General features: G+C 39.0%; 19 protein-coding genes. 8 read left to right on the top strand and 11 right to left on the bottom strand.

Going from position 1 to position 21,905, the window contains the following annotated elements; genetic code table 11:
- Positions 1–106 precede the first annotated feature (106 nt).
- Complete coding sequence (locus tag ACPWSO_RS10555) at positions 107–946, bottom strand: helix-turn-helix domain-containing protein (RefSeq protein WP_426083152.1); 840 nt, start codon at positions 944–946, stop codon at positions 107–109.
- 62 nt (positions 947–1,008) lie between these two features.
- On the opposite strand from ACPWSO_RS10555, the gene ACPWSO_RS10550 reads away from it, so the two are divergent.
- Positions 1,009–2,208, top strand: coding sequence for an MFS transporter (locus tag ACPWSO_RS10550; protein WP_426083257.1), 1,200 nt, complete (start codon positions 1,009–1,011; stop codon positions 2,206–2,208).
- A gap of 51 nt (positions 2,209–2,259) precedes the next feature.
- Here the strand turns inward: ACPWSO_RS10550 and dnaN are convergent, their stop codons facing one another.
- Both dnaN and dnaA read right to left on the bottom strand, forming a co-directional pair.
- Positions 2,260–3,390, bottom strand: a complete 1,131-nt coding sequence (gene dnaN, locus ACPWSO_RS10545) for a DNA polymerase III subunit beta (RefSeq protein WP_426083150.1) — start codon at positions 3,388–3,390, stop codon at positions 2,260–2,262.
- Between the two features lie 197 nt (positions 3,391–3,587).
- Positions 3,588–4,925 (bottom strand): chromosomal replication initiator protein DnaA, encoded by a 1,338-nt coding sequence (dnaA, locus tag ACPWSO_RS10540; RefSeq protein WP_426083148.1) that lies wholly within the window; start codon positions 4,923–4,925, stop codon positions 3,588–3,590.
- Between the two features lie 506 nt (positions 4,926–5,431).
- On the opposite strand from dnaA, the gene rpmH reads away from it, so the two are divergent.
- From rpmH to ACPWSO_RS10515, 5 genes are all read left to right on the top strand, one after another.
- A complete protein-coding gene (rpmH, locus tag ACPWSO_RS10535) occupies positions 5,432–5,566 on the top strand; it encodes a 50S ribosomal protein L34 (protein WP_002356012.1) in 135 nt (44 codons plus the stop codon).
- A gap of 516 nt (positions 5,567–6,082) precedes the next feature.
- Positions 6,083–6,430 carry a ribonuclease P protein component gene (gene rnpA, locus ACPWSO_RS10530; RefSeq protein ID WP_426083145.1) on the top strand — a complete coding sequence of 116 codons (348 nt, stop codon included), beginning with the start codon at positions 6,083–6,085 and terminating at the stop codon, positions 6,428–6,430.
- A gap of 4 nt (positions 6,431–6,434) precedes the next feature.
- Complete coding sequence (locus ACPWSO_RS10525; protein ID WP_426083143.1) at positions 6,435–7,265, top strand: YidC/Oxa1 family membrane protein insertase; 831 nt, start codon at positions 6,435–6,437, stop codon at positions 7,263–7,265.
- Positions 7,266–7,282: 17 nt separating this feature from the next.
- Complete coding sequence (gene jag / locus ACPWSO_RS10520; protein ID WP_426083141.1) at positions 7,283–8,047, top strand: RNA-binding cell elongation regulator Jag/EloR; 765 nt, start codon at positions 7,283–7,285, stop codon at positions 8,045–8,047.
- Between the two features lie 272 nt (positions 8,048–8,319).
- Entirely contained in the window at positions 8,320–8,541 is a 222-nt protein-coding gene (locus ACPWSO_RS10515; RefSeq protein ID WP_426083139.1) for a hypothetical protein, read from the top strand.
- A gap of 107 nt (positions 8,542–8,648) precedes the next feature.
- On the opposite strand, the gene ACPWSO_RS10510 is transcribed toward ACPWSO_RS10515, so the two are convergent.
- Together ACPWSO_RS10510 and ACPWSO_RS10505 are read right to left on the bottom strand one after the other, a co-directional pair.
- Positions 8,649–9,626, bottom strand: a complete 978-nt coding sequence (locus tag ACPWSO_RS10510; protein WP_426083137.1) for a dipeptidase — start codon at positions 9,624–9,626, stop codon at positions 8,649–8,651.
- A gap of 550 nt (positions 9,627–10,176) precedes the next feature.
- Entirely contained in the window at positions 10,177–10,512 is a 336-nt protein-coding gene (locus tag ACPWSO_RS10505; RefSeq protein WP_426083135.1) for a heavy metal-binding domain-containing protein, read from the bottom strand.
- A 681-nt stretch (positions 10,513–11,193) separates the two neighbouring features.
- Between ACPWSO_RS10505 and mnmE the strand changes: the two genes are divergently transcribed.
- Together mnmE and mnmG are read left to right on the top strand one after the other, a co-directional pair.
- Complete coding sequence (gene mnmE, locus ACPWSO_RS10500; RefSeq protein ID WP_426083256.1) at positions 11,194–12,591, top strand: tRNA uridine-5-carboxymethylaminomethyl(34) synthesis GTPase MnmE; 1,398 nt, start codon at positions 11,194–11,196, stop codon at positions 12,589–12,591.
- A 19-nt stretch (positions 12,592–12,610) separates the two neighbouring features.
- Positions 12,611–14,509, top strand: a complete 1,899-nt coding sequence (gene mnmG / locus ACPWSO_RS10495; protein ID WP_426083133.1) for a tRNA uridine-5-carboxymethylaminomethyl(34) synthesis enzyme MnmG — start codon at positions 12,611–12,613, stop codon at positions 14,507–14,509.
- A gap of 100 nt (positions 14,510–14,609) precedes the next feature.
- On the opposite strand, the gene ACPWSO_RS10490 is transcribed toward mnmG, so the two are convergent.
- From ACPWSO_RS10490 to ACPWSO_RS10465, 6 genes are all read right to left on the bottom strand, one after another.
- Positions 14,610–15,812 carry an L-lactate MFS transporter gene (locus ACPWSO_RS10490; RefSeq protein ID WP_426083131.1) on the bottom strand — a complete coding sequence of 401 codons (1,203 nt, stop codon included), beginning with the start codon at positions 15,810–15,812 and terminating at the stop codon, positions 14,610–14,612.
- A gap of 303 nt (positions 15,813–16,115) precedes the next feature.
- Positions 16,116–16,955 (bottom strand): 3-hydroxyacyl-CoA dehydrogenase NAD-binding domain-containing protein, encoded by an 840-nt coding sequence (locus ACPWSO_RS10485; RefSeq protein ID WP_426083129.1) that lies wholly within the window; start codon positions 16,953–16,955, stop codon positions 16,116–16,118.
- A 296-nt stretch (positions 16,956–17,251) separates the two neighbouring features.
- A complete protein-coding gene (locus ACPWSO_RS10480; RefSeq protein ID WP_426083127.1) occupies positions 17,252–18,037 on the bottom strand; it encodes an enoyl-CoA hydratase/isomerase family protein in 786 nt (261 codons plus the stop codon).
- A gap of 3 nt (positions 18,038–18,040) precedes the next feature.
- Complete coding sequence (locus ACPWSO_RS10475) at positions 18,041–19,225, bottom strand: acetyl-CoA C-acetyltransferase (protein WP_426083125.1); 1,185 nt, start codon at positions 19,223–19,225, stop codon at positions 18,041–18,043.
- 48 nt (positions 19,226–19,273) lie between these two features.
- Positions 19,274–20,554, bottom strand: a complete 1,281-nt coding sequence (locus ACPWSO_RS10470; protein WP_426083123.1) for an acetyl-CoA hydrolase/transferase family protein — start codon at positions 20,552–20,554, stop codon at positions 19,274–19,276.
- A gap of 135 nt (positions 20,555–20,689) precedes the next feature.
- Positions 20,690–21,895 (bottom strand): FprA family A-type flavoprotein, encoded by a 1,206-nt coding sequence (locus ACPWSO_RS10465; protein WP_426083121.1) that lies wholly within the window; start codon positions 21,893–21,895, stop codon positions 20,690–20,692.
- Positions 21,896–21,905: the final 10 nt, after the last annotated feature.

The following is a 21,905-nucleotide window of genomic DNA, read 5'->3' as shown; positions in this document are numbered from 1 at the left end:
AATTCTTCTTGAAAGCTTTTCATTCTTTTCCAAAATCTTTGAAAAATAAAAAACAGAAGCAGGTATAGAAAACAAAATTTTCTCTACAAACTTCTGTTAAATACTGTTATTCTACATAATTTTTTAAAGCAACGGCTGTATCGGTGTAACCCATCTTTTCGAGAACAGTCAACAGCTCTGCAAAACTTCCCAATGAGTGAGAGTTATTGCTGCTTTTTAAAACTTTCTCCAAAGAAGCCTCAATCGTCAGCTTTTGAAATAGTTTATTACTATTCTCAGCGTATGCTTTGGCCTCTTCAAAATAGAAAACCGCCTGTCTGGCATCCCCATCTTCCAATAGCAGCTGTCCCAGATTTAAGCCTAGATGGATAACTACATTATTCTCTCTTGTAAAATACTCATATTTTTTGAATGCTTTTGTAGCTCGTTGGTAGAGAAAGACAGCTTCTTCTATCTCAAAAATACGCAAAAAATTATTTAGCCGCCGAAAATCAGCAAATAGCCAGTCTTCTGTCTGAAACAAAACAGGCTTCATCACTGTAGTAATGCTTGTCAATGTCTCATGTGCAGGCAGATGATGTTCCAGAAGAGCTAACTGAGATAGGAGATACAGCTCGAAAAAATTTGTACCATTCTCTTTTTCTCCACAAATATTCTGTGAGACCTGCAGCAGCTCCTGTTTATTTCTTCTATTTTCTGCATAAATTAACTGTCTGTATAATTGCTCATACGAATCTACCCGATAATTATTGTTTATGTAGATAAATTCATCAACTTCAACATTAAGTCTCTTTAATAGCTGAATCACTTTATCAAATCCCGGGATGTATTCTTCATTTTCAAATCGTGAAAGATTGGAGCGGCTCATAATTGCTTGGCAAAGCGTTTGCTGACTCACATTCCGCGCCAGTCTCAATTTTCTGATAGTTTTTCCGTAATGTTCCACTTTCCCACCTCGATAGTGAGTATTCTCACCTCAATTTTTTTGTCTATGATTACCATGATAACATAGAAAAAAAGGGGGCGAATATTGTCATTATTAGTAAGAACAAACAAAATACTATTCTTCTTGGTGAAACATTTATCAGCAGGATTGCTATGTTTATGAGTGTTCCGTTTCTTATGATTTATTTATCAGAAACCTTCCATTTCTCTACCTGGGAATTAAGTCTTATTGTCGGAGTCAATCCTTTGTGCAGTATGCTTTTTGGTCCGATAGGCGGGCATCTATCGGATAAATTCAAGCTAAATCAGATAGTATGCCTAGTGTCATTTGTCTGGGGGATGACTTTTATTGGATTAACCACTGTATCAACAGTACCGCTATTTTTTCTTTTAAACGGATTTAGCGGAATTTGCTATGTTATTCATGAATCGGCAGTCAAGAAAATTCTATCTTTCAATTCTTCTTTAAAAAATAGAAAAAACGTCTTTACCACTAGATACTGGCTTTTAGCTGTAGGTGCTTTTCTAGGCCCGTTGATTCAGACGGCAGGTTCTATCTCTGTTCCTACAGCTTACAGCATGCTAGGGGGAGCATATGTCATTTTCAGCTGCTTGAATGTCTGGATCTTTTCTTCCTATCCTCAGAAAGAAACGCAGCAAATCACTAAAAAGATTTTCGCTTTACCTCAAGATAGGAAACAGTTTCGAAGCTTTTTGATCTTTTTAGCAGGAATCGCTTTTTCCTATTTTGCCTATGCGCAATTTCAGTCTACTGTTTCATTATTCTTCATTTCTGAGCCAATGATTGCATTAGGACAGCAGAAATACAGCTTGATGCTGTCTCTTTCTTCTCTGTTAATCATGCTGCTCCAATTTCCCATGCTCTATTTATTAAGAAAACAATCACCGATGAAGCTTTTAAAAATTAGCAACCTGTTATTTAGCTTCAGTCTGCTGCTAATTCCTTATGCTGCTCAAGAACTTTCCTTTTTCTTAATGATTATTTGCTATAGCTCCGGTGAAATTTTATTAGGTAGTAATTTTGATTATCAGATTGATGCCTTTTCAACAGATTATAATAAAGGATTCTATTTTGGTTTGGCTGAGCTTGTACGGATTGGCAATACTTTGGGACCAATTATTGGCGGCTCCCTACTGACGCTTTTTTCTGTGGATAACTTTCAGCTGGTTTTTCTACTTCTTAGTTTATTCACAGTCTGTGGTCAACTGTTCTTATGGCTCTACGAAAAAACTGCGGAATAGCGTATATGCTATTCCGCAGTTTTTGTTATGAAGATTTCGTTCTGCCGTTTGTTAATTTGTCCGGACAGGTGTAATTAGTTGAATAAAGTTCATATCTGCTTCCGTGGGTTCTAGCGTAAACGGACGAATCGGAGAAATGAATTTTACAGTTATTGATGTATCGCCAAATGCTCTAAGAGCAGCTTTCATATAATCAGGGTTGAAGGAAATCTCCAAAGGGTCTCCTGAAACCTTTTCATAATTTAATTCTTCTTCCACTTTCCCTACTTCTGGAGAGTTTCCGTAAAGTGTAACTGCTTCTGAAGAAACAGATAGGCGCACAATATTGTTACGTCCTTCATGAGATAGTAGAGATGCCCGCTCAATTGCTGCCAAAAATTCAGGTACATCAATATCTACTTCTGTGTTAAAGCTGGTAGGAATCAGACGGTTTGTATCCGGGTAGTTCCCTTCAAGTAGTCTGGAATAGAAATACATTGTTTTGGTTTTAAACAATACTTGGTTTTCCATGATACTGATTTCAACCATTTCCTCTTCATTTGTAAATGAACGGGAAAGCTCTAAAAGGCTTTTTCCTGGAATAACGATATTGAAATTTTCAGCTGCCTGTTCAATTGGAATTATCCGTTGACTTAAGCGATGTGAATCCGTTGCAACGGCAAGCAGCTGTTGGTTTTCCAAGACAAAATGTACACCTGTCAGAATTGGGCGGCTTTCATGTAGCGAAACAGCAAAGCTGGTTTCATTGATAATTTTAGTCAAAAGATGAACCGGCAGCTGAATTTGATTTTTGGCATCGATAACAGGAAGGTGTGGATAATTATCTGCATCCAAACCATTTACGGTAAAATCAGCTTTTCCAGAGGTGATTGCGACCTGATTATTTTCTAAAACCTCTAATGTAACTGTTTCTTCAGGAAGTTTTCTAATAATTTCTCCAAAGAAGCGGGCTTGTAAAACAATACTACCGGTTTTTTCAATGGTCATTTGTGCTTTTTCATCTTCCACACTTAAAAAACTTTCTATGGAAATATCCGCATTGCTGCCTGTTAATGATAAGCCTTCCTCTGTTAATACGATTTTAACACCTGTTAAGATGGGAATAGTCGTTTTAGATGAAATCGCTCGTTGAACAGTTTGCAGTTCTTGTAAAAACATACTGCGTTTAATCGTTAGCTTCATTCGTGTAGACACTCCTTTGAATTTAAAATTTGATAACCTGGCAGGCTTCCTTTACTTTTATATTATATATTAAAAGATAATAAAAGTAGTAGGGCCTGTTAATCTTGTGGAAAAGTAGGAAAGTGCAGGAAGTACAAGAACTTTACCCTGTGGATAATTTGTGGATAACTTTTTAGAAACTTGAAAACTTATCCACATTAAGAATTCAGCAGATTTTTAATTTCGCTGACTTCTTTTTGAATCGTCGGATCATTTTCCATCAGCTGCTGAATCTTTTCATGGGCATGAATGACTGTTGTATGATCCTTGCCGCCAAATTCTGCACCAATTTTTGGTAACGAGCTGTCTGTCAGTTCTCTTGAGAGATACATAGAAATCTGTCTAGGAACAACAATTGTTTTTACTCTCTTCTTACCTTTTAAATCTTTCAGGTGGATATGATAATATTTCGCTACCTCTTCTTGAATTTGCAAGATAGAAAGATCGTTCTTACTGCCGACAGCTTTTAGTGATTTTAAAGCGTCTGCAGCTAAGCTTGTTGTAATATCTTGACCGTTGATAGTTGCATAAGCTTGAACACGCACTAGTGCGCCTTCTAATTCCCGGATATTAGAATCAATCTGTCCAGCAATATAGCTTAATGTATCATCAGGAATTTCAAGTCGTTCTGCATCCGCCTTTTTGCGTAGAATAGCAATTCTCGTTTCCAAATCAGGAGGAGTGATGTCTACAGAAAGTCCCCATGCAAAGCGGGAAACAAGTCGTTCAGGTAATTTTGGAATATCATTGGGCGGACGGTCGCTGGTCAGCACAATTTGCTTATTTTCATTATAAAGATCATTGAAGGTATGGAAAAATTCTTCCAGTGTTGCTTCTTTTTCAGCAAGAAACTGAATATCATCTACTAGAAGTAAATCAACATTTCGATATTCGTTTCGAAATTCTTCAGACTTTTTCGTTTGAATAGATGTGATGAACTCATTGGTGAATGTTTCACTGCTGACGTATTTAATTTTTGCATTAGGCCGGCTTTGCAGCATTTGATGCCCAATAGCGTGCATTAGATGGGTTTTACCTAGACCAACGCCTCCATAAAAGAATAACGGGTTATAGATAGAACCAGGATCTTCTGCGACGACCAGTGCCGCTGCATGGGCCATCTGATTTCCTTTACCGATAACAAAGGTATCAAAAGAATACTTGGGATTTAACATGGTTTTCTTGGAATGATCAAGAATCTCCCGAGGCTCCGGCTGCTCTCGTTCGGGTTCTGCAGCGGCAGCATGCTCTCCACTAACAACAAAATGAGGAATAATTTCGCTTCCAGTCATCTGAAAGCCGATTTCGACAATTTTTGCTGCTAAATTTTTCTCCCAGTAATCTCTGTGGACGGCAGAAGGGACCTCCAGCCACAGTTGACTGTTCTCCAGCTTTAACGGGTTGGTTGTTTTAATCCAGGCATCAAAGCTAGGCGCAGACAAAACGGACTGATAAGCTGTTTCTAAATTTTTCCAGAAACTTTCCACATCTGGCATTGTGAGACCTCCTTGTAAATGAATATGAAAAGTCTTATCTCATTATTGATTCGCAAATTAGATTTTAGCATTTTTTGAAGAGTTTTTCCACAGGCAAATCAATATTGTGGAAAATAAATCAACAAATAGAGAAAAACTTATCCACAAGAAGAATAGGAATCGGGGATAAGTGGGATTGTTCATAGTTATCCACAAGCCGATAAGGATAAAAGGTCTTGATATAATTGGCTTTTTTTATATTATCCACAAAAAATAAATGGGGTGTGCATATCTTTTTTACAGGCTGTTTTTTTGTGTAAAACAAGTGGAAAAATCAAAGAGAAAAGAAATCAATAAAAAGGATATCCACAAAATATCCACTGGCAATAAAAAAATGTGGATAACTTTATAGAAAAAAACAGAATTATTTCCTGGAGTTTTATTGACAAATCAAGGGGCAATTCGTTATACTATCAAAGTATGTCTATATCTTAATTGGATAGATGGTAGTTCAGGAGGTGGAATTAATGAAAAGAACATATCAACCAAATAAACGTAAACGTCAAAAAGTTCATGGATTTCGTAAACGCATGAGTACTAAAAACGGTCGTCGTGTGTTAGCAAGCAGACGTCGTAAAGGTAGAAAAGTAATTTCAGCGTAAACGCAGTACAAATCAACTTTTATAACGCTTATAAATAAGAACCCTTTATTATCTATACAACACAGTTGATGTATAAATAATAAAGGGTTCTTTTTAAAAGTTTTAGCGGTATAAATTTTATTAAAGAAACAAACTGGTGGAATGTTTTCCAAGTTTATCCGTATGAAAAATGTGTATTTTAAAACAGTTAGTCTAAGGGAAAGTATCTAGTTGTAATGCTGCTGTATGAGGTGGAAATGCTGACAGCTGGATGTTTCTGTTTAGGTAAAAGGAGATTTTCTGTCAGAGAGGCTGTAATAGAATCATACAGAACAAAATAACTGATGAAAAAAAAGTGCAACAATGATAATATATAGAGTTGAAGTCATAAGAATTCTTTGTTCTTCAATAAATAAGAAACTGTGAAAAATTTTTTAAGAGTATGCTATCATTATATAAAGCCCACTGAAGATACGGACCTGGAAACTTTCAGGATTTATATAGGCAGTAAAACCAATATAGAAACAAGGGATGCAGATGAAGAAGTCCTACAGAGTAAAAAAAGAAAAAGAATTTCAGCAGGTATTTTTGAATAAACAGTCCTGTGCAAATCGTAGATTTGTTATATATGTGCTGAAAAAAGAGCAGCAACATTTTCGTGTAGGTATTTCAGTAGGAAAGAAAATTGGAAATGCCGTGACTCGAAATGCTGTAAAGCGAAAGATACGGACAGCACTGTATACATTAAAAGATCAAATTGATGAAACATGTGATTTTATCGTCATAGCCCGGCCGGGTGTTCAGGAGCTGACATCTGAAGAGGTTTTGAAGAACTTGACACATGCATTAAATCTTGCAAAAATTTTGAAAGTAAGTGAGGAATAGATTTGTGAAAAAGTATAAGCGCCTATTATTAATGGCTGGTTTAGTCTCATTGGTTTTTGTTTTGTCAGCCTGTGGTACAGCACCAATTAGTGAAAGCAGTACGGGAATTTGGGAACGATATATCGTTTATTATTTTGCCGAAGCTATTAAGTTCTTATCTGTTTCGGGAAATACAGGGATTGGTATTATTCTGTTCACTCTGGTTATCCGTGTCATTTTACTGCCGCTGATGCACTTTCAGACAAAAAGTACGCGGAAAACACAGGAGCTGCAGCCTCAGCTGAAAGCTCTTCAAGAAAAATATGCTTCTAAAGATCAGGAAACTCAACGGATATTCCGAGAGGAGCAGCAGCGTCTATACGCTGAAAATGGTGTAAATCCATACGCCGGCTGTTTACCTTTACTCGTTCAAATGCCGATTATGATGGCACTTTATCAATCCATTTCACGTGTTCCAGAATTACGTGAAGGCAGCTTTTTATGGCTAAATCTGGCTTCGCCTGACCCATATCTTATTCTGCCGATTTTGGCAGCAGCGTTTACTTTTGCAAGTAGCTATTTGACAAGTATGAGTCAAATTGAATCAAATGCTTCCTTAAAAATAATGAACTATGTGATGCCGGTAATGATCTTCATGATGGGTCTGAATCTGGCCAGTGGTTTATCATTATACTGGGTGATTTCAAATGCCTTCTCAGTAGTCCAAACATTACTAATCAACAATCCGTTTAAGATCAAAGCTGAACGGGAAGCAAAAATTAATCAGCAGAAACAACTGGAAAAAGCACTGGAAAAAGCAAAAAATCCTAAGAAAAAGAGAAATAAAAAGCGATAAACAAGGGAGGTTTTGAAATGCCGGTTTATGAAGGTAATACTGTAGAAGAAGCAACAAGTAAAGGGCTGAATGCTCTGCAGCTGACAAAGGATGCTGTTGAAATCACTGTTTTGTCAGAAGCAAAGAAAGGGTTTCTTGGTTTAGGTAAGAAACAGGCACAGGTTTCGATTGAGCCGACAATCAGTGAGGAGATATCAGAAGCTGTGGAAGAAACAGTCGAGGATATTGTTGTTGCCGACGAGGCGGTTAAACAGGAACAAACAGAATCAGTCCAAGCAGCTACATCGGAAAAAGCTGTGGAAGAGCTGGAAAATCTTGGTGATGAGGAAGCAATCACAGAGCTTGCTTTGTATTTGACCAATATATCTAAAGAACTGAATGCACCAGCACTGGTTCGTTTAGAACGTACATCTGACAGTGTGATTTTCCATTTAGATACGAATAAACAAGGTATTCTTATTGGAAAGCATGGTAAGGTACTAAATGCTATGCAATATCTGGCGCAGGTCTTTATTCACCGTACAGCTGTAGGAAAACTTTCTGTTGTAGTTAATGTAGGAGATTATCGGGAGAAGCGTCAGGCAATTCTGAAGCGTCTAGCAGAACGAACTGCTGACAAGGTCAAACGTACAGGTCAGCCGGTATTTTTAGAGCCGATGCCTGCGTTTGAAAGAAAACAGATTCACTTTGCTTTAAGTAAAGATGAGTACATTAAAACCCATTCTGAAGGTGATGAGCCTTATCGTTATCTGGTTGTAGAACCAGCGAAGAAATATTACTAAAAAATAGACAGCTTGCAAATTAAGTGCAGGCTGTCTGTTTTTTTTATTACAGTAATAAAATCGTTAAGCAATTATTTACTACTAACTAAAGAAAGACTTGCATCATAAGCTTAAGATAATTATATATTTATATGAAAAATATTTTATAAAAAGAATGGAAAGTATGCTAAATGGCTGTTGTGTATTATAAAATGGTTGATATAGAAGTGATGCAATGAAAAGCAAAAAAATTATGAATTAGTAAATGTGTTTTGAGAGAGAGGGATAATCTTATGGCCTATCATACATATGAATTTCTAAAAAAACGCCGAAATGAACCCAAATGGCGAAAAGCTTATATTTCTGCAAGAAACAAACGGATTATTTCAACGTTAATACTAATTAATCTGCTTCTTTGGGGAACAGTTCTTTTCATATATATTCAGTCCAATAACACAGATATTTCCACTTATATCGAGAATATTAAACAAACAATTATGAATACCTTGAAGTAATTTATGAAAAAAATCTTTTTAGGTGCTTGTTTAAAATGCAATAAACCATCAGTTTGAGAAAACAAAATAAGTTAGTCATCCGCCTTGGCTATCAGGAAAAGATTTTTTTATGACCGGAGACAATCTTTGTATAGACGAAGTACATTTTCTGTAAAAATTTTATCCAGTTCTGCAGCTGAATATCCGGTGCGCTTCAAGACATCATATAACCTATTTACTGCCGAAGCATCAGGCAGCTCTTGTGACGGGATAATACCGTCAAAATCTGAGCCTAATCCAATACATTCAATACCGCCAATGTTTCGCAGGTGATTGACGTGAGCAACAAACGCTTCGAAAAGAGAGTGATTTCCATGGATAAGGAATTGATCAAAATAATTAATGCCAATTACTCCCCCGCGTTCAGCTATTTTTTTAATTAAGTTATCTGGTAAGTTGCGGTAATGAGGACAAACAGCTCGAGCATTTGAATGGCTAGCTACAAAAGGAGCCTGTGTATAAGTTAAAACGTCCTCTACCAACTGATCTGATCCGTGGGAAACATCGATAATCATACCCAGCGCTTCCATTCGCTGAACAAAAGGAATGCCTTGAGTCGTCAAGCCCTGCTGATCAGACAGCAAAGTATTTATCTTTTGGTCAAAGAAAGCAGCATTTGGAAAGCCAATTTCATTTGGATAATTCCAGGTTAATGTCATCATTCGTACGCCTAGCTGGTAGAATTCATCAAGCTTTGCTAACTCTCCATGTGTAGGTGCACCCTCTTCCATTGTAAGGAGTGCACTTATTTTTTTATCATTTTGATTTGCTATGATTTCCTGATACGTTGTGACTGGACGTATCCAATCTTGATTTTTCTCCATTTCGGTATAAAAGCAGGCAGCCATTTCTTTGCAGACTGTGTACGGATCCGCAATTTCTTCTTTATCGATAAATAAAGCGAAGTTCTGCAGTAGGTAATCGCCAGCAATCAATTTGTCTCTGTCTATTTGAAAAGAACTTTTCTTTAAACAATCATTTGTCTCAGAAGATGGAGATTGATAAATTCTCATAATCGTATCACAATGCATATCAATAGTTTTCATACTCAAACAGCTCCTTAGCTTCATTTTTTATCTAATATACTCTTTATTGAAAAGCTCGTCTATAGCAGAAAATTGAAATAAATAAAATGATTAAAAAGCCATATTGAAAGTTAAGGAAGAGGTTACTCTTATGTATTATCAAAGAAAAGATAGGTGCTTCTTTTAAATGAGATTGATAAAAGGAGACCCGCTAACTATATTTTATTATAATTCCATGAACGGCATACATAATCGTAAAAAAGCAGTAATATCAGCATTCTTGATAGTTTTGCTTTTTGCGATGAGAATAGAAAATTATATGGTTTTTGTGGATGAAAGAATTGAATTGGAAATGCTTATGTATCAAGGTTTTTACTGAAAGGCATTGACAAGAGGGTATAAAAAAAGTATATTTTAATACGAAATCATTCTTATCAGCGTAGACAATGCGATGATAAAGTAGTTGAAGCGGCAACGCTTCTCCCAGCCTGATTCTTCCCAGAATCAGGTTTTTTTACGGGTAGAATAAAAAGCAGAGGAACTGATTTGTCAGTTCTTCTGCTTTTTTATTTTAGCCAATAGTTGTTTGAGTGAATTGAACAACAGTACCGTAAGCAAAAATTTCTATATACTTGTGATCACCCTGATCAACGAATTTCTCTTCAAAGTGGCAGTTGATTACAGCATCTGCTTCATATTCAAAAGCCATTTGCTTGAGCTTCTGGCAAACATTTTTAAAAATAGTATTTGGTTCTGCATCCGAAGCAAACAAATCTGCTTCTACCCGGTCTGTCGCGAAGATGATATCACGCAGGATATATTTTTTATTTACGTTTCCTGTAGATAAGGTAATGCTGTTCATTCGTTCAGTCATTTGTTCAAAGTTTTCTCTGTTTTTATGGGACATAGTGATGACCTCCTAATCTTTCTACATCTCTATTGTAATGATTAAAGAGGAGAAAAGCAAAGTAAATAGATACTTAAAGTTATTACACCAATAACCTAAAAGAAATTCTTGCTTTCTGATAAATAATTTTATAAAACAACACAGGTTTCATAAATAATTAAGTATTAACAAGCCTGTTGAAAAAAATACAGAAAGAGTGAGATAGAAGTTTTAAACCTTGAGAATCAAATAGGTACTGATAAATATTTGTTTATCCCTTGTAGTCCAGTTCACCAATCAAGAAAGGATTTCTTGAGATGAGAAAAAATAAAAATGTAAGTTACTTTAAGTTGTTTTGTTATTATTCAAAGTTAGATAATCTCCAAAGGGTATTCGTTTATTTCTGAAAAAGTTACTTCGGCGGCTGCACGGTGCAGTTAAGTACAGTGGCTTGTGCTCCAGTTTCAACCTCTATTCGGATTTCAAAGAAGAGTTTGGATATTTTAGTTATGTTCAGAAATCTATTTGTAGTAAGTTGCTAAATCATTGAAATTATGCTATCCTATTTCCAGTAAAAAGCAATGGAATAAAGCAGTCAAAGTGCTAAATCCAGCCTTGAACTTACAAGGGTGGAGTGGGCGCTTTTTTTGTAGTTTAAAATACATAGAGTAGTAAGTGTGGTAGAAAGAAAGGAAGACGATGATGCAGCAAATTACCTTGGAATTTGATACAATTGCAGCGATTTCTACGCCGCCGGGAGAAGGGGCGATCAGTATTGTCCGTTTAAGTGGAGATGAGGCGTTAGCTGTGGCTGACCGCGTGTATCGCTCCGGCAATAAAACATTGAAGGATGTTCCGTCCCATACGATTCATTACGGGCATATTGTAGATCCGAAATCTGATGAGCTATTGGATGAGGTAATGGTTTCTGTCATGAAAGCTCCAAAGACCTTTACCCGGGAAGACGTGGTAGAAATCAATTGTCATGGCGGTATTGTGGTGGTTAATCAGCTGCTGCAGCTGTTGTTGCGGGAAGGAGCCCGTTTAGCTGAGCCTGGAGAATTCACCAAACGTGCTTTTCTAAATGGCCGTATGGATTTGTCTCAGGCAGAAGCTGTGATGGATTTAATCAGAGCAAAAACAGATAAAGCGATGCAGGTTGCACTACATCAGCTGGATGGTAATCTTTCAGCTTTAATCCGTTCGCTGCGTCAGGAAATCCTAGAAACATTAGCACAGGTCGAGGTAAATATTGATTATCCTGAATATGATGATGTAGAAGAGCTGACGACGAAGCTTTTGTTGGAAAAAGCGGAATTTGTAAAAACACAAATTGAAGCTTTGCTGACTACTGCCAAGCAAGGAAAAATACTGAGAGAAGGGTTGAGTACCGCTATCATTGGCCGTCCTAATGTCGGGAAATCAAGTCTGCTGAATCATTTATTGAAAGAGGAAAAGGCGATTGTTACTGATATTGCAGGAACAACCCGAGATGTTATAGAAGAATATGTGAATGTCAGAGGGGTTCCTTTGAAACTGATTGATACAGCCGGGATTCGGGAAACAGAAGACATTGTAGAGCGAATTGGCGTAGAGCGCAGTCGAAAGGCATTGGCAGAATCAGATTTAATTTTGCTGGTTTTGAATCAGAATGAATCACTGTCAGAAGAGGATAGACAGCTTTTAGAGGCGACTGACGGGCTGAAGCGCATCATCCTGTTGAATAAGATGGATCTTGAAACGAAGCTGGATAGAGCAGCTCTGAAAGAGCTGGTAGCCGAAGAAGAGATTTTACCTGTGTCGGTATTATCTAATACAGGCATGGAACAGCTGGAGCTAAAGATTGCTGATTTGTTTTTTGGCGGCGTGACAGGTGAAAAGGATGCAACCTATGTATCTAACACTCGTCACATAGCTTTGCTGGATCAGGCAGCCCTGTCTTTGGATGAGGTAATTCGGGGGATTCAATCAGGAATGCCTGTGGATTTAGTTCAAATAGATATGACCCGCTGTTGGGACTATCTGGGAGAAATTGTTGGTGATAGCGTGCAGGATGAATTAATCACTCAGCTGTTTAGTCAGTTTTGCTTGGGGAAATAGAAGGGAAGAATAATGACGAATGAATCAATTTAATGCAGAAATGTATGATGTTATCGTGGTAGGAGCTGGACATGCCGGCTCTGAAGCCGCTTTGGCTGCTGCCCGTATGGGAAGTAAAACGATGCTTTTAACAATAAATTTAGATATGGTTGCTTTTATGCCATGTAATCCTTCTGTCGGAGGACCGGCGAAGGGTGTGGTCGTGAGAGAGATTGATGCTTTGGGCGGTGAAATGGGACGCAATATAGATAAAACCTATATTCAAATGCGGATGCTGAACACAGGCAAAGGTCCAGCTGTCCGTGCGCTGCGTGCACAGGCGGATAAGCATGCCTATGCAACAGAAATGAAGCACACGATTGAACAGACTGAAAATTTAACGCTGCGTCAAAGTGTAGTGGAAAGCTTAATCGTTGAAGAGGGTGTTTGTAAGGGTGTAGTCACGTCAACAGGCGCCAGATATCTGAGTAAAACGGTGATTATTACTGCGGGTACAGCTCTTAGAGGAGAAATCATCATTGGTGAACTGAAGTATTCTTCCGGACCGAATAATTCACTGCCTTCTATTGGTTTGGCGAATCATTTGAAAGAGTTAGGACTGGAAATTGCCCGCTTTAAAACGGGTACTCCTCCGCGCGTGAAATCAAGTAGTATTAATTACAGTGTAACGGAAGAACAGCCGGGAGATGAAGCGCCGAATCATTTCAGCTTTAGCACGCCGGATAGTTCCTACAATACAGAGCAGTTATCCTGCTGGTTGACTTACACAAATGAAAAAACGCATGAAATTATTCAAAATAATCTTCATCGTGCCCCAATGTTTACCGGAATTGTCGAGGGTGTCGGGGCTCGTTATTGCCCATCAATTGAGGATAAAATTGTTCGTTTTTCTGATAAGCCCCGCCATCAGCTGTTCTTAGAACCAGAGGGTGCAAATACTGAAGAAGTTTACGTTCAAGGTCTTTCAACGTCTATGCCGGAGGATGTTCAAACAGATGTATTACATTCAATTGCCGGTTTGGAAAAGGCTGAAATGATGCGGACTGGCTATGCTATTGAGTATGATGTGGTTGTTCCTCATCAGCTGCGGCCGACATTGGAAACAAAGGTGATTGAAAATCTTTATACAGCTGGACAGACAAATGGAACCAGCGGCTATGAAGAAGCAGCGGGTCAAGGACTAATTGCCGGAATTAATGCGGCCTTAAAGGTTCAAGGACAAGAGCCATTTGTTATGAAGCGCAGTGATGGCTACATCGGTGTGATGATTGATGATTTGGTGACAAAAGGAACGAATGAGCCTTATCGGTTATTAACTTCACGGGCAGAGTATCGTTTAATTTTGCGTCATGATAATGCAGATTTGCGTCTGACTGAAAAGGGACATGAAATAGGATTGGTAAAAGAGGAGCAGTATCAAAGCTATCTGATAAAGAAAGAGGCAGTTGAAAATGAGATTAAACGACTGAATACAGTCCGAGTGAAGCCAACGGCTGAAGTGCAGGCTTTTCTTGAGAGAAAAGGCTCTGTTCCGTTGAAAGACGGTGTTCTTGCCGGAGATTTTCTGAAGCGTCCTGAAATGTCTTACCGTGAGGTTCTGCAATTTATTCCGGAAAGCGAAGAAATTTTAGCTGATAAGGTGATTGAACAGGTAGAAATTCAGATTAAATATGAAGGCTATATCAAAAAAGCCATGGAAAAAGTTGATAAGCTGAAGCGTATGGAAGCAAAACGCATTCCGGAGAATATTGACTATGAAGCAATCAATGGACTGGCAACAGAAGCTAGACAGAAGCTGCAGAAGATTCAACCGGAAACAATTGCTCAGGCAAGTCGAATCAGCGGCGTAAATCCAGCAGATGTAAGTATTTTAATGGTTTATATCGAACAAGGGAAGATAGCGAAAGTACAGCCGTAATCCTTTGGTAATGAAAGAAGTTTATTCAAAAAGAGAGGCAATGCTCAGATTTTTGCTAAGCATTGCCTCTCTTTGATTGTTTTCATATAGATTAAGTAGTTTATGCTTCTTCTTTAGCAGCCGCCGCTTTTTTCTTGGCCATAAACCATAGAATAAGTAATGCACCGATTACCGCCATAACCATAGCGATGATTAGTGCCATTGAATAAGATCCGCTGGCTTCACGTATGCGTGAGGCGATGGATGGACCCATAATTGAGGCGATGCCGTAAGCAGTAAACATCCAGCCGTAATTAGCTGCAGCTTTCGATGCGCCCCAGTTTTCAGCTGTGATTCCTGGGAAGGATCCTAAGAAGCCGCCGAAGGAAGAAGGGATGAATATTAATCCGATGATTCCCGCCGCTGCGCCAAGAATTTCATTAAAGTTTAATAGAAGCAATCCGGCAGCAGAAACGATAAACATCAGCAATACAGTAAGATATCTTCCTAACCTATCAGAAACGGCTCCCCAGATAATCCGTCCTAGGGTATTGGATAATCCAACAATCATAACAATAACTGTTCCAGTGCCCAATGAATAGTACTCAGCTAAACTAGCTGCATGTCCAATAATCATCATTCCGCTTGTTGCTGCAAATGTATAAACAACCCAAAGCAGCCAAAAATTTGATTCTTTTAACATCTCTTTATAATTTTTATCAGTGTTGGTGCTCTGAACGGCAGCTGTATTAGTCAATGTAGCTGGTTTAGACATCCAGAATGAAGCAGTACAGATGACAACCAGTAAAACACCGCCAAGAATTTTGAAGGTTGTGTGGATGCCGACAGAGTTAATCATACTCGTAGCAATAGGTGCCAGAATAATCGATCCTGAACCAAATCCAGCAGCTGTCAAACCTCCGGCTAAGCCTTTCTTATCAGGAAACCATTTAACTGTCAGTGAGGTTGCTGTACCATAGCCTGCACCAATTCCTAACCCTAAAATTAAGCCATAGGTGAGATACAACATAGGGATACTGTTGACGAATCCTGTTGCAAACATTCCGATACCAAATAACAGACCGGACAGCAGAACAATCTTTTTCCCGCCATGCTTATCAATAATCGGACCACAAATAATCATGCCTACTGGTACCATCGCGAAGGATATGCTAAAAGCCAAAGACGTCTGACTTAAGGCCCAATCTGTGTTGACTTCCAGTAGTGCTGCTTGAAAAACAGACCATGCATAACCTGCCCCTAAGGACATATTGATAACAATAGCTGCGACCAAAATGGCCCATCTATTCTTTTTTGTCTCCATTTCTTTTCCTCCAACCATTATTTTTTTGAAGCGCTTTCAATTATATTGTAAAAAGGGATTGTTGTTCTGTCTAATCATGAAAATTAATAACAACTATAAATAAAAATTATAACAAAGGGATGAAAATGCATGGAATGCTGACTAAGCCTCTAGTTAACGATAAGTAATTGTTTCAATACTGAGGTGACAGCGCCCTTTTTTTTTGAAATAAGCATGCTGCTGCAAATGAATGAGCAGAGCCAATACAAATTCTCAGCTATAGGCTCTGCTCAAATTGAAAATATATAACCCACTTACTTCTTTTTATCTTGAATAGTCAAAAAATCCTTTTCCAGTTTTACGTCCCAATTGATTGCCGCGGACCATTTTCCGCAATAGTGGGTGAGGTCTGTATTTTGAATCCCCCATCTCACTATACAAGACCTCCATGATTGCCAAACAAACATCCAAACCAATCAAATCTCCCAAAGCTAATGGTCCCATTGGATGATTTGCGCCTAGCTTCATTGCTGTATCGATGTCTTCAGCACTAGCTACTTTCTCTGCATAAATACCGATTGCTTCATTTATCGAGGGAACTAACAAGCGATTCACAACAAAGCCGGCAGAGTCTTCAACGATGACAGGTGTTTTTCCAATAGCTTCTGAAATCGCTGCAATTTTGTCTACTAGCTCTTTTGGAGTTGTCAGACCGGAAACAACTTCTACTAGCTTCATTACTGGTGCTGGATTGAAAAAATGCATACCAATCACAGGGCGTGTTAAGTCGTTAGATAATTCTGTTACAGATAACGAAGATGTGTTTGTTGTAAAAATTGTTTCAGGTTTACAAAGCTCATCAAGTTCTTTGAAGATTTCTTTTTTCAAATTCATTTTTTCTACTGCAGCTTCGACAATTAAATCGAAGTCAGCAGCATCTTTAGAACTGCCAGTGTTAATGCGGTTCAAAATATCTGTTAGCTCTGTTTGAGTTATTTTTCCTTTTTTAACAAGCCTGTTTAAATTACTTTCAATTTTTTGTTTTCCATTTTCAGCCCATTCGGGTTTTATATCACATAATAATACTTCATACTCTGGATTAATGGCGAAGGCCTGGGCAATACCAGCTCCCATTGTTCCTGCGCCTATTACGGCAATCTTCATAGTTGTCCTCCTTATGAGGTTAAGATATACGTGTTTTCTCAAAAAATAGAATAGGAGCTTCAATAATCCTGCCAATAGTTTTGAGACAATGCGACAGATCTTTTATAGAAGCATGTGATACTCCTAGACAAAATTGCTGTGAAACAGTAAATCTAAACCATTTTTTAGCTACTTACTCTGATAAAATATCTGCTTTGTTTTTTATCTATAAGGGAATGTACATATAGTCTCAGACTAGTGCTGTGCCCTTTTAACTTGTTCTTAGGAGTCTGTTTTTGCACCCGCCACAGCACTTATTACATTTTCTTTTGACCGGTGTAGGGTGCATGTTTTCGCTTTTCAAGAAAGGCGCTCATACCTTCTTCTTGATCGGCTGTCAAGAAACACTTGCCGAATAGTTCGCTTTCTAAAAGATAAGTATCTTCGATAGATAAACCAATGCTTGCCTGTGCCACTTTTTTTACAGCTCTTACACCAGCTGGTGCGTTGGCAGCAATTCTTTCTGCCATTTTCATCACTTTTTCCATTAATTCTTCAGCAGGAATAACCTGACTGACTAATCCAATAGATAAGGCTTCGCCTGCTATGATATTGCGGGCTGTGAAGGCCATTTCCATTGCTTGAGACAAGCCGGCTACGCGGACTAGGCGTTGTATACCTCCATAACCTGGTAAAATACCCAATCCCACCTCTGGCAGACCGAAAACTGCGTTTTCTGAGCAGATTCGTAAATCACAGCTTAATGCTAGCTCACAGCCGCCGCCCAGTGCATAGCCATTGACCGCTGCAATAACTGGCATTGGCAGCGCCTCTATTTGCTTCATCACCTGATTGCCTTCCTCTGAAAAATCCTGTGCTTGTTGAGCAGCTAAATCCTTCATTTCAGCAATATCTGCACCTGCAACGAAGGCTTTAGAGCCAGCTCCTGTAATAACCAGACAGCGTAGGGAAGAATCAGCTATTTCCTTTACCTGCTCTGAAAGTTCAGCTATGACTTGGCTGTTTAAGGCATTTAGAGCATTAGGACGATTAATTGTTAGCAGTCCAATTTCATTTTGTACCTCGTAGTTTAAATACTGCATCGTCTACATCCTCTCTACAATTGTACTAATCCCCATACCGCCGCCGACACAAAGCGTAGCAAGACCGTAGCGGGACTGCTGCTTCTCCATTTCGTGAAGCAGGGTAACCAATATCCGGGCACCTGAAGCACCGATTGGATGACCTAATGCGATAGCTCCGCCATTGACGTTTACACGTTCAGCATTCCAGTTTAACTCATTTCCAACAGCTAGTGCTTGAGCAGCAAAGGCTTCATTTGCTTCGATTAAGTCCATTTGTTCGATGGTCAAGCCTGATTTTGCTAAGGCTTTTTCGGTACTTTCAACAGGGCCAATTCCCATGATTGCAGGATCTACGCCGGCGCTAGCTCCCACGACCCAGCGAGCCATTGGTTTTACACCAAGCTCTTTCGCTTTTTTTGCACTCATTACCACAACCGCGGCAGCTCCATCGTTGATTCCAGAAGCATTTGCAGCTGTAACAGTTCCACCATCTTGTTTAAAGGCCGGTCTCATTTTGCTAAGGCCTTCAGCAGTGATGCCGCTGCGGGGAAATTCATCTTGTTCAAACATGACTGTTTCTCTTTTTACCTTTATTGGAACTGGAACGATTTCATCTTTAAAGCGTCCTTCAGCAATCGCTTTTTCCGCTTTTTGCTGACTTTCTGCTGCAAAAGCATCCTGCTCTTCCCGGGTAATGTGATATTTCTCAGCCACATTTTCAGCGGTAATTCCCATATGGTAATGATTGAAAGCATCTGTCAAGCCATCATTAATCATCGTGTCAATCATTTCGCCATTACCCATGCGGTAGCCAAAACGTGCATTTTTTAATGCATAAGCTGCTGCTGACATATTTTCCATCCCGCCGGCGACGATAATGTCTGCTTCCCCGGCTGCAATCATAGCTGCTGCCATGTTGACGCTCTTCAGACCGCTGCCGCATAAGATATTTAATGTTTGAGCAGGTACTTCTACGGGCAATCCTGCTTTGATTGCTGCCTGCCGGGCAATATTTTGTCCCATGCCGGCCTGCAATACAGCACCCATGCTGACTTCATCTACTTGGTCAGGAGCAATTCCTGCTCTTTTGATTGCTTCTTTTATAACGATAGCACCAAGATCTACTACAGAGGTATTAGCTAAAGCTCCTCCGTATTTTCCAATAGCAGTTCTCACTGCACCTGCTAATACAATTTCAGTTTCCAAATAAATCCACCTTCCTTGAATCATAGATTATTTTGTACCGTCATATCATTACCATGTCATGTGATAGCGGTTTTCCCATTCTTTCTGTAACTCCTCCCGGAAATTAGGGTGAGCAATCTCAATTAGTGCACGACTGCGTTCACGAATGGATTTGCCTCTCAAATCAGCAATACCGTACTCGGTAATGATGACTGCAGCATCATTTCTACCTGTGGTCACTACAGCTCCTTGATCCAGACATGGAACAATTTTACTGACGGTATTATTTCTGGTAGTAGAAGGCATTGCAATGATAGAGATGCCTCCTTTAGACATATTGGCTCCTCTGACAAAATCTAATTGACCGCCGACGGCTGAGATTTGTGTGATACCAATACTCTCTGAAGCTACTTGGCCAGTTAAATCGACTTGGACACAGCTGTTAATCGAAATCAGACGATCATTTTTAGCAATAACTTCTGGATCATTTGTATAGTCCACTGGTGCCATATGAATACTAGGATTGTCATCAATAAAATCATACAGTTCCCGGCTTCCCATCAGGAATGTAGCGACCATTTTTCCTGGGTGGAGTGTTTTCTTGCTGTTGTTGATAACCCCTTTTTTCACCAGCTTCATAACACCATCACTAAACATTTCGCTATGAATACCTAAATCTTTTTTATCATGCAGGCAATCCAAAACTGCATCAGGAAGGCTGCCGATACCAAGCTGCAGAGTATCTCCATCTTGAATCAGGCTGGCACAGTATTTGCCTATTTCCTGCTCTTCTTTTGTTGGAGCTGCTTGAGGAAGTTCTTGAATAGGAGTGTCTTCTTTAACTAAATAATCAAATTCGCTGACGTGCATAAAACAATCACCATGTGTTCGGGGCAGATTATTATTAATTTGAGCAATGGTAATTTTGGCATTTTTGGCTGCAGTCAGCATATAATCAACACTAATTCCCAAACTAACGTAACCGTGCTGATCTACTCTACTAACATGAACGAGAGCAACATCGGCAGGTAGACTCCCATCAGTAAATAAAGAAGGCATTCGTGAAAAGAAACGAGGTGTGTAGTCTGCTCGGCCTTCTGAAACGGCTTTGCGGTCTTTTCCGCTGACAAACAAGCTGTTGTGCCGCACATGACCAACTGCTTCAGGTGCGCAGTAAGCGGTTTCTCCCAACGGCAGCATTTGTGCTGTTTCAACATTTTTTAATTCGGGGATTCTTTTCCCAAATTCTCGTGTTAATGCAGTTGCTTCTCCACATCCGAGACCGATAACAACTCGGTCTCCATCCTTGATACACTTCACAGCTTCTTCAGCTGTTACATAATTATTCATAGTATATCCTCCTTTTCATAAGAATTATCATACTTTTTAAGCGGAATTTATCCTTGTTTTTTGAGCATTTTATTATAAAGTCAGTCACATTTTGTAATAAAGGAAAGTTGAAAATGTGACTGATTTCAATTATTTTTATTCTTTCACAGCTTCCAGCAAGGCTTCTACTATATTATCCAAGTCTGGCTCATCGACTTCCTTCAGCGAAGAGTTAATGCTCAAGGTTTCATCCATAACAGTCATCCGTTTCAGCTCTTCTTCTAAGAATTCAGCCATCAATGCTCCTGATTTTGGCGCCCATGAACCATTTTCAATCAATGTAAAGGTTCGATTCTGTACATTCAGCGCCTGTAAATCAATGAGATAATTCTTCATCGGCGGATAGATTCCTAAGTTAAAGGTTGGACAGGCGAGTACAATGTTGCTTGCCCGGAATGTTTCTGCAATAAGATAGGAGATATGTGTGCTAGATACATCGTAGACCTTCACATTAGTCATGCCTCTATCACATAAACGAGTAGCTAGTGCTTGTGCTGCAAATTGAGTGTTCCCATACATTGAACCAAAGATGATAACGACCCCTTTTTCTTCCGGCTCATAACGACTCCATTTATCATACTTATCAAGTAGATAACCAAAGTCCTTCCGCCAAACTGGACCATGCAGCGGACAAATCATTTTGATATCAATGGTTCCTGCTTTTTTCAATGCAGATTGTACAAATGGTCCGTACTTACCAACAATATTTGTATAGTAGCGACGGGCATCATCAATCCAGTCACGGTCAAAATTCACTTCATCAGCGAAAAGTGTACCGCCGAGAGCGCCAAATGATCCGAAAGCATCTGCAGAAAATAGAATGCCGCTTGTTATATCGTAGGTCATTAATACTTCTGGCCAGTGAACCATTGGCGCAGCGACGAAGGTTACAGTATGTTTACCAAAATTACGTGTGTCTCCTTCTTTGACCTGATCTTCGTGGCCATCTACATGATAGTTGAATTGGTGCATTAGCATGAATGACTTCTCTGAACTGATAATTTTTAATTTTGGATAACGAATAATCAATTCTTCGATTGAACCGCAATGATCGGGTTCCATGTGGTTTACAATTAGATAATCTAATGGTCGTCCGTTTAGAACCAATTCAATATTTCGAATGAAATCCTGTGTGATTTCCCAGTCTACGGCATCAAATAACACTGTTTTTTCATCTAATAGCAGATAAGAGTTATAAGAAACACCACGAGGGATTGGATGCATATTTTCAAATAATTCCAAGCGGAGATCATCGCCACCGACCCAGTATAAATCTTCTGTTACTTTTCTAACTGTATACATATATTATTTC

The sequence above is a fragment of the Enterococcus sp. LJL51 genome (genome assembly GCF_049894025.1).
Classification (GTDB): Bacteria; Bacillota; Bacilli; order Lactobacillales; family Enterococcaceae; genus Enterococcus_L.
This window is presented reverse-complemented; position numbering and strand designations above follow the sequence as displayed.

Excerpts from the sequence above, each read along its gene's own strand:
- mnmE (WP_426083256.1), top strand. The coding sequence starts at position 11,194 with ATGCAGCAAATTACCTTGGAATTTGATACAATTGCAGCGATTTCTACG.
- rnpA (WP_426083145.1), top strand. The coding sequence starts at position 6,083 with ATGAAGAAGTCCTACAGAGTAAAAAAAGAAAAAGAATTTCAGCAGGTA.
- dnaA (WP_426083148.1), bottom strand. The coding sequence starts at position 4,925 with ATGCCAGATGTGGAAAGTTTCTGGAAAAATTTAGAAACAGCTTATCAG.
- ACPWSO_RS10505 (WP_426083135.1), bottom strand. The coding sequence starts at position 10,512 with ATGTCCCATAAAAACAGAGAAAACTTTGAACAAATGACTGAACGAATG.
- rpmH (WP_002356012.1), top strand. The coding sequence starts at position 5,432 with ATGAAAAGAACATATCAACCAAATAAACGTAAACGTCAAAAAGTTCAT.
- ACPWSO_RS10510 (WP_426083137.1), bottom strand. The coding sequence starts at position 9,626 with ATGAAAACTATTGATATGCATTGTGATACGATTATGAGAATTTATCAA.
- ACPWSO_RS10485 (WP_426083129.1), bottom strand. The coding sequence starts at position 16,955 with ATGAAGATTGCCGTAATAGGCGCAGGAACAATGGGAGCTGGTATTGCC.
- ACPWSO_RS10470 (WP_426083123.1), bottom strand. The coding sequence starts at position 20,554 with ATGAATAATTATGTAACAGCTGAAGAAGCTGTGAAGTGTATCAAGGAT.
- dnaN (WP_426083150.1), bottom strand. The coding sequence starts at position 3,390 with ATGAAGCTAACGATTAAACGCAGTATGTTTTTACAAGAACTGCAAACT.
- ACPWSO_RS10490 (WP_426083131.1), bottom strand. The coding sequence starts at position 15,812 with ATGGAGACAAAAAAGAATAGATGGGCCATTTTGGTCGCAGCTATTGTT.
- ACPWSO_RS10465 (WP_426083121.1), bottom strand. The coding sequence starts at position 21,895 with ATGTATACAGTTAGAAAAGTAACAGAAGATTTATACTGGGTCGGTGGC.
- mnmG (WP_426083133.1), top strand. The coding sequence starts at position 12,611 with ATGAATCAATTTAATGCAGAAATGTATGATGTTATCGTGGTAGGAGCT.
- ACPWSO_RS10480 (WP_426083127.1), bottom strand. The coding sequence starts at position 18,037 with ATGCAGTATTTAAACTACGAGGTACAAAATGAAATTGGACTGCTAACA.
- ACPWSO_RS10515 (WP_426083139.1), top strand. The coding sequence starts at position 8,320 with ATGGCCTATCATACATATGAATTTCTAAAAAAACGCCGAAATGAACCC.
- jag (WP_426083141.1), top strand. The coding sequence starts at position 7,283 with ATGCCGGTTTATGAAGGTAATACTGTAGAAGAAGCAACAAGTAAAGGG.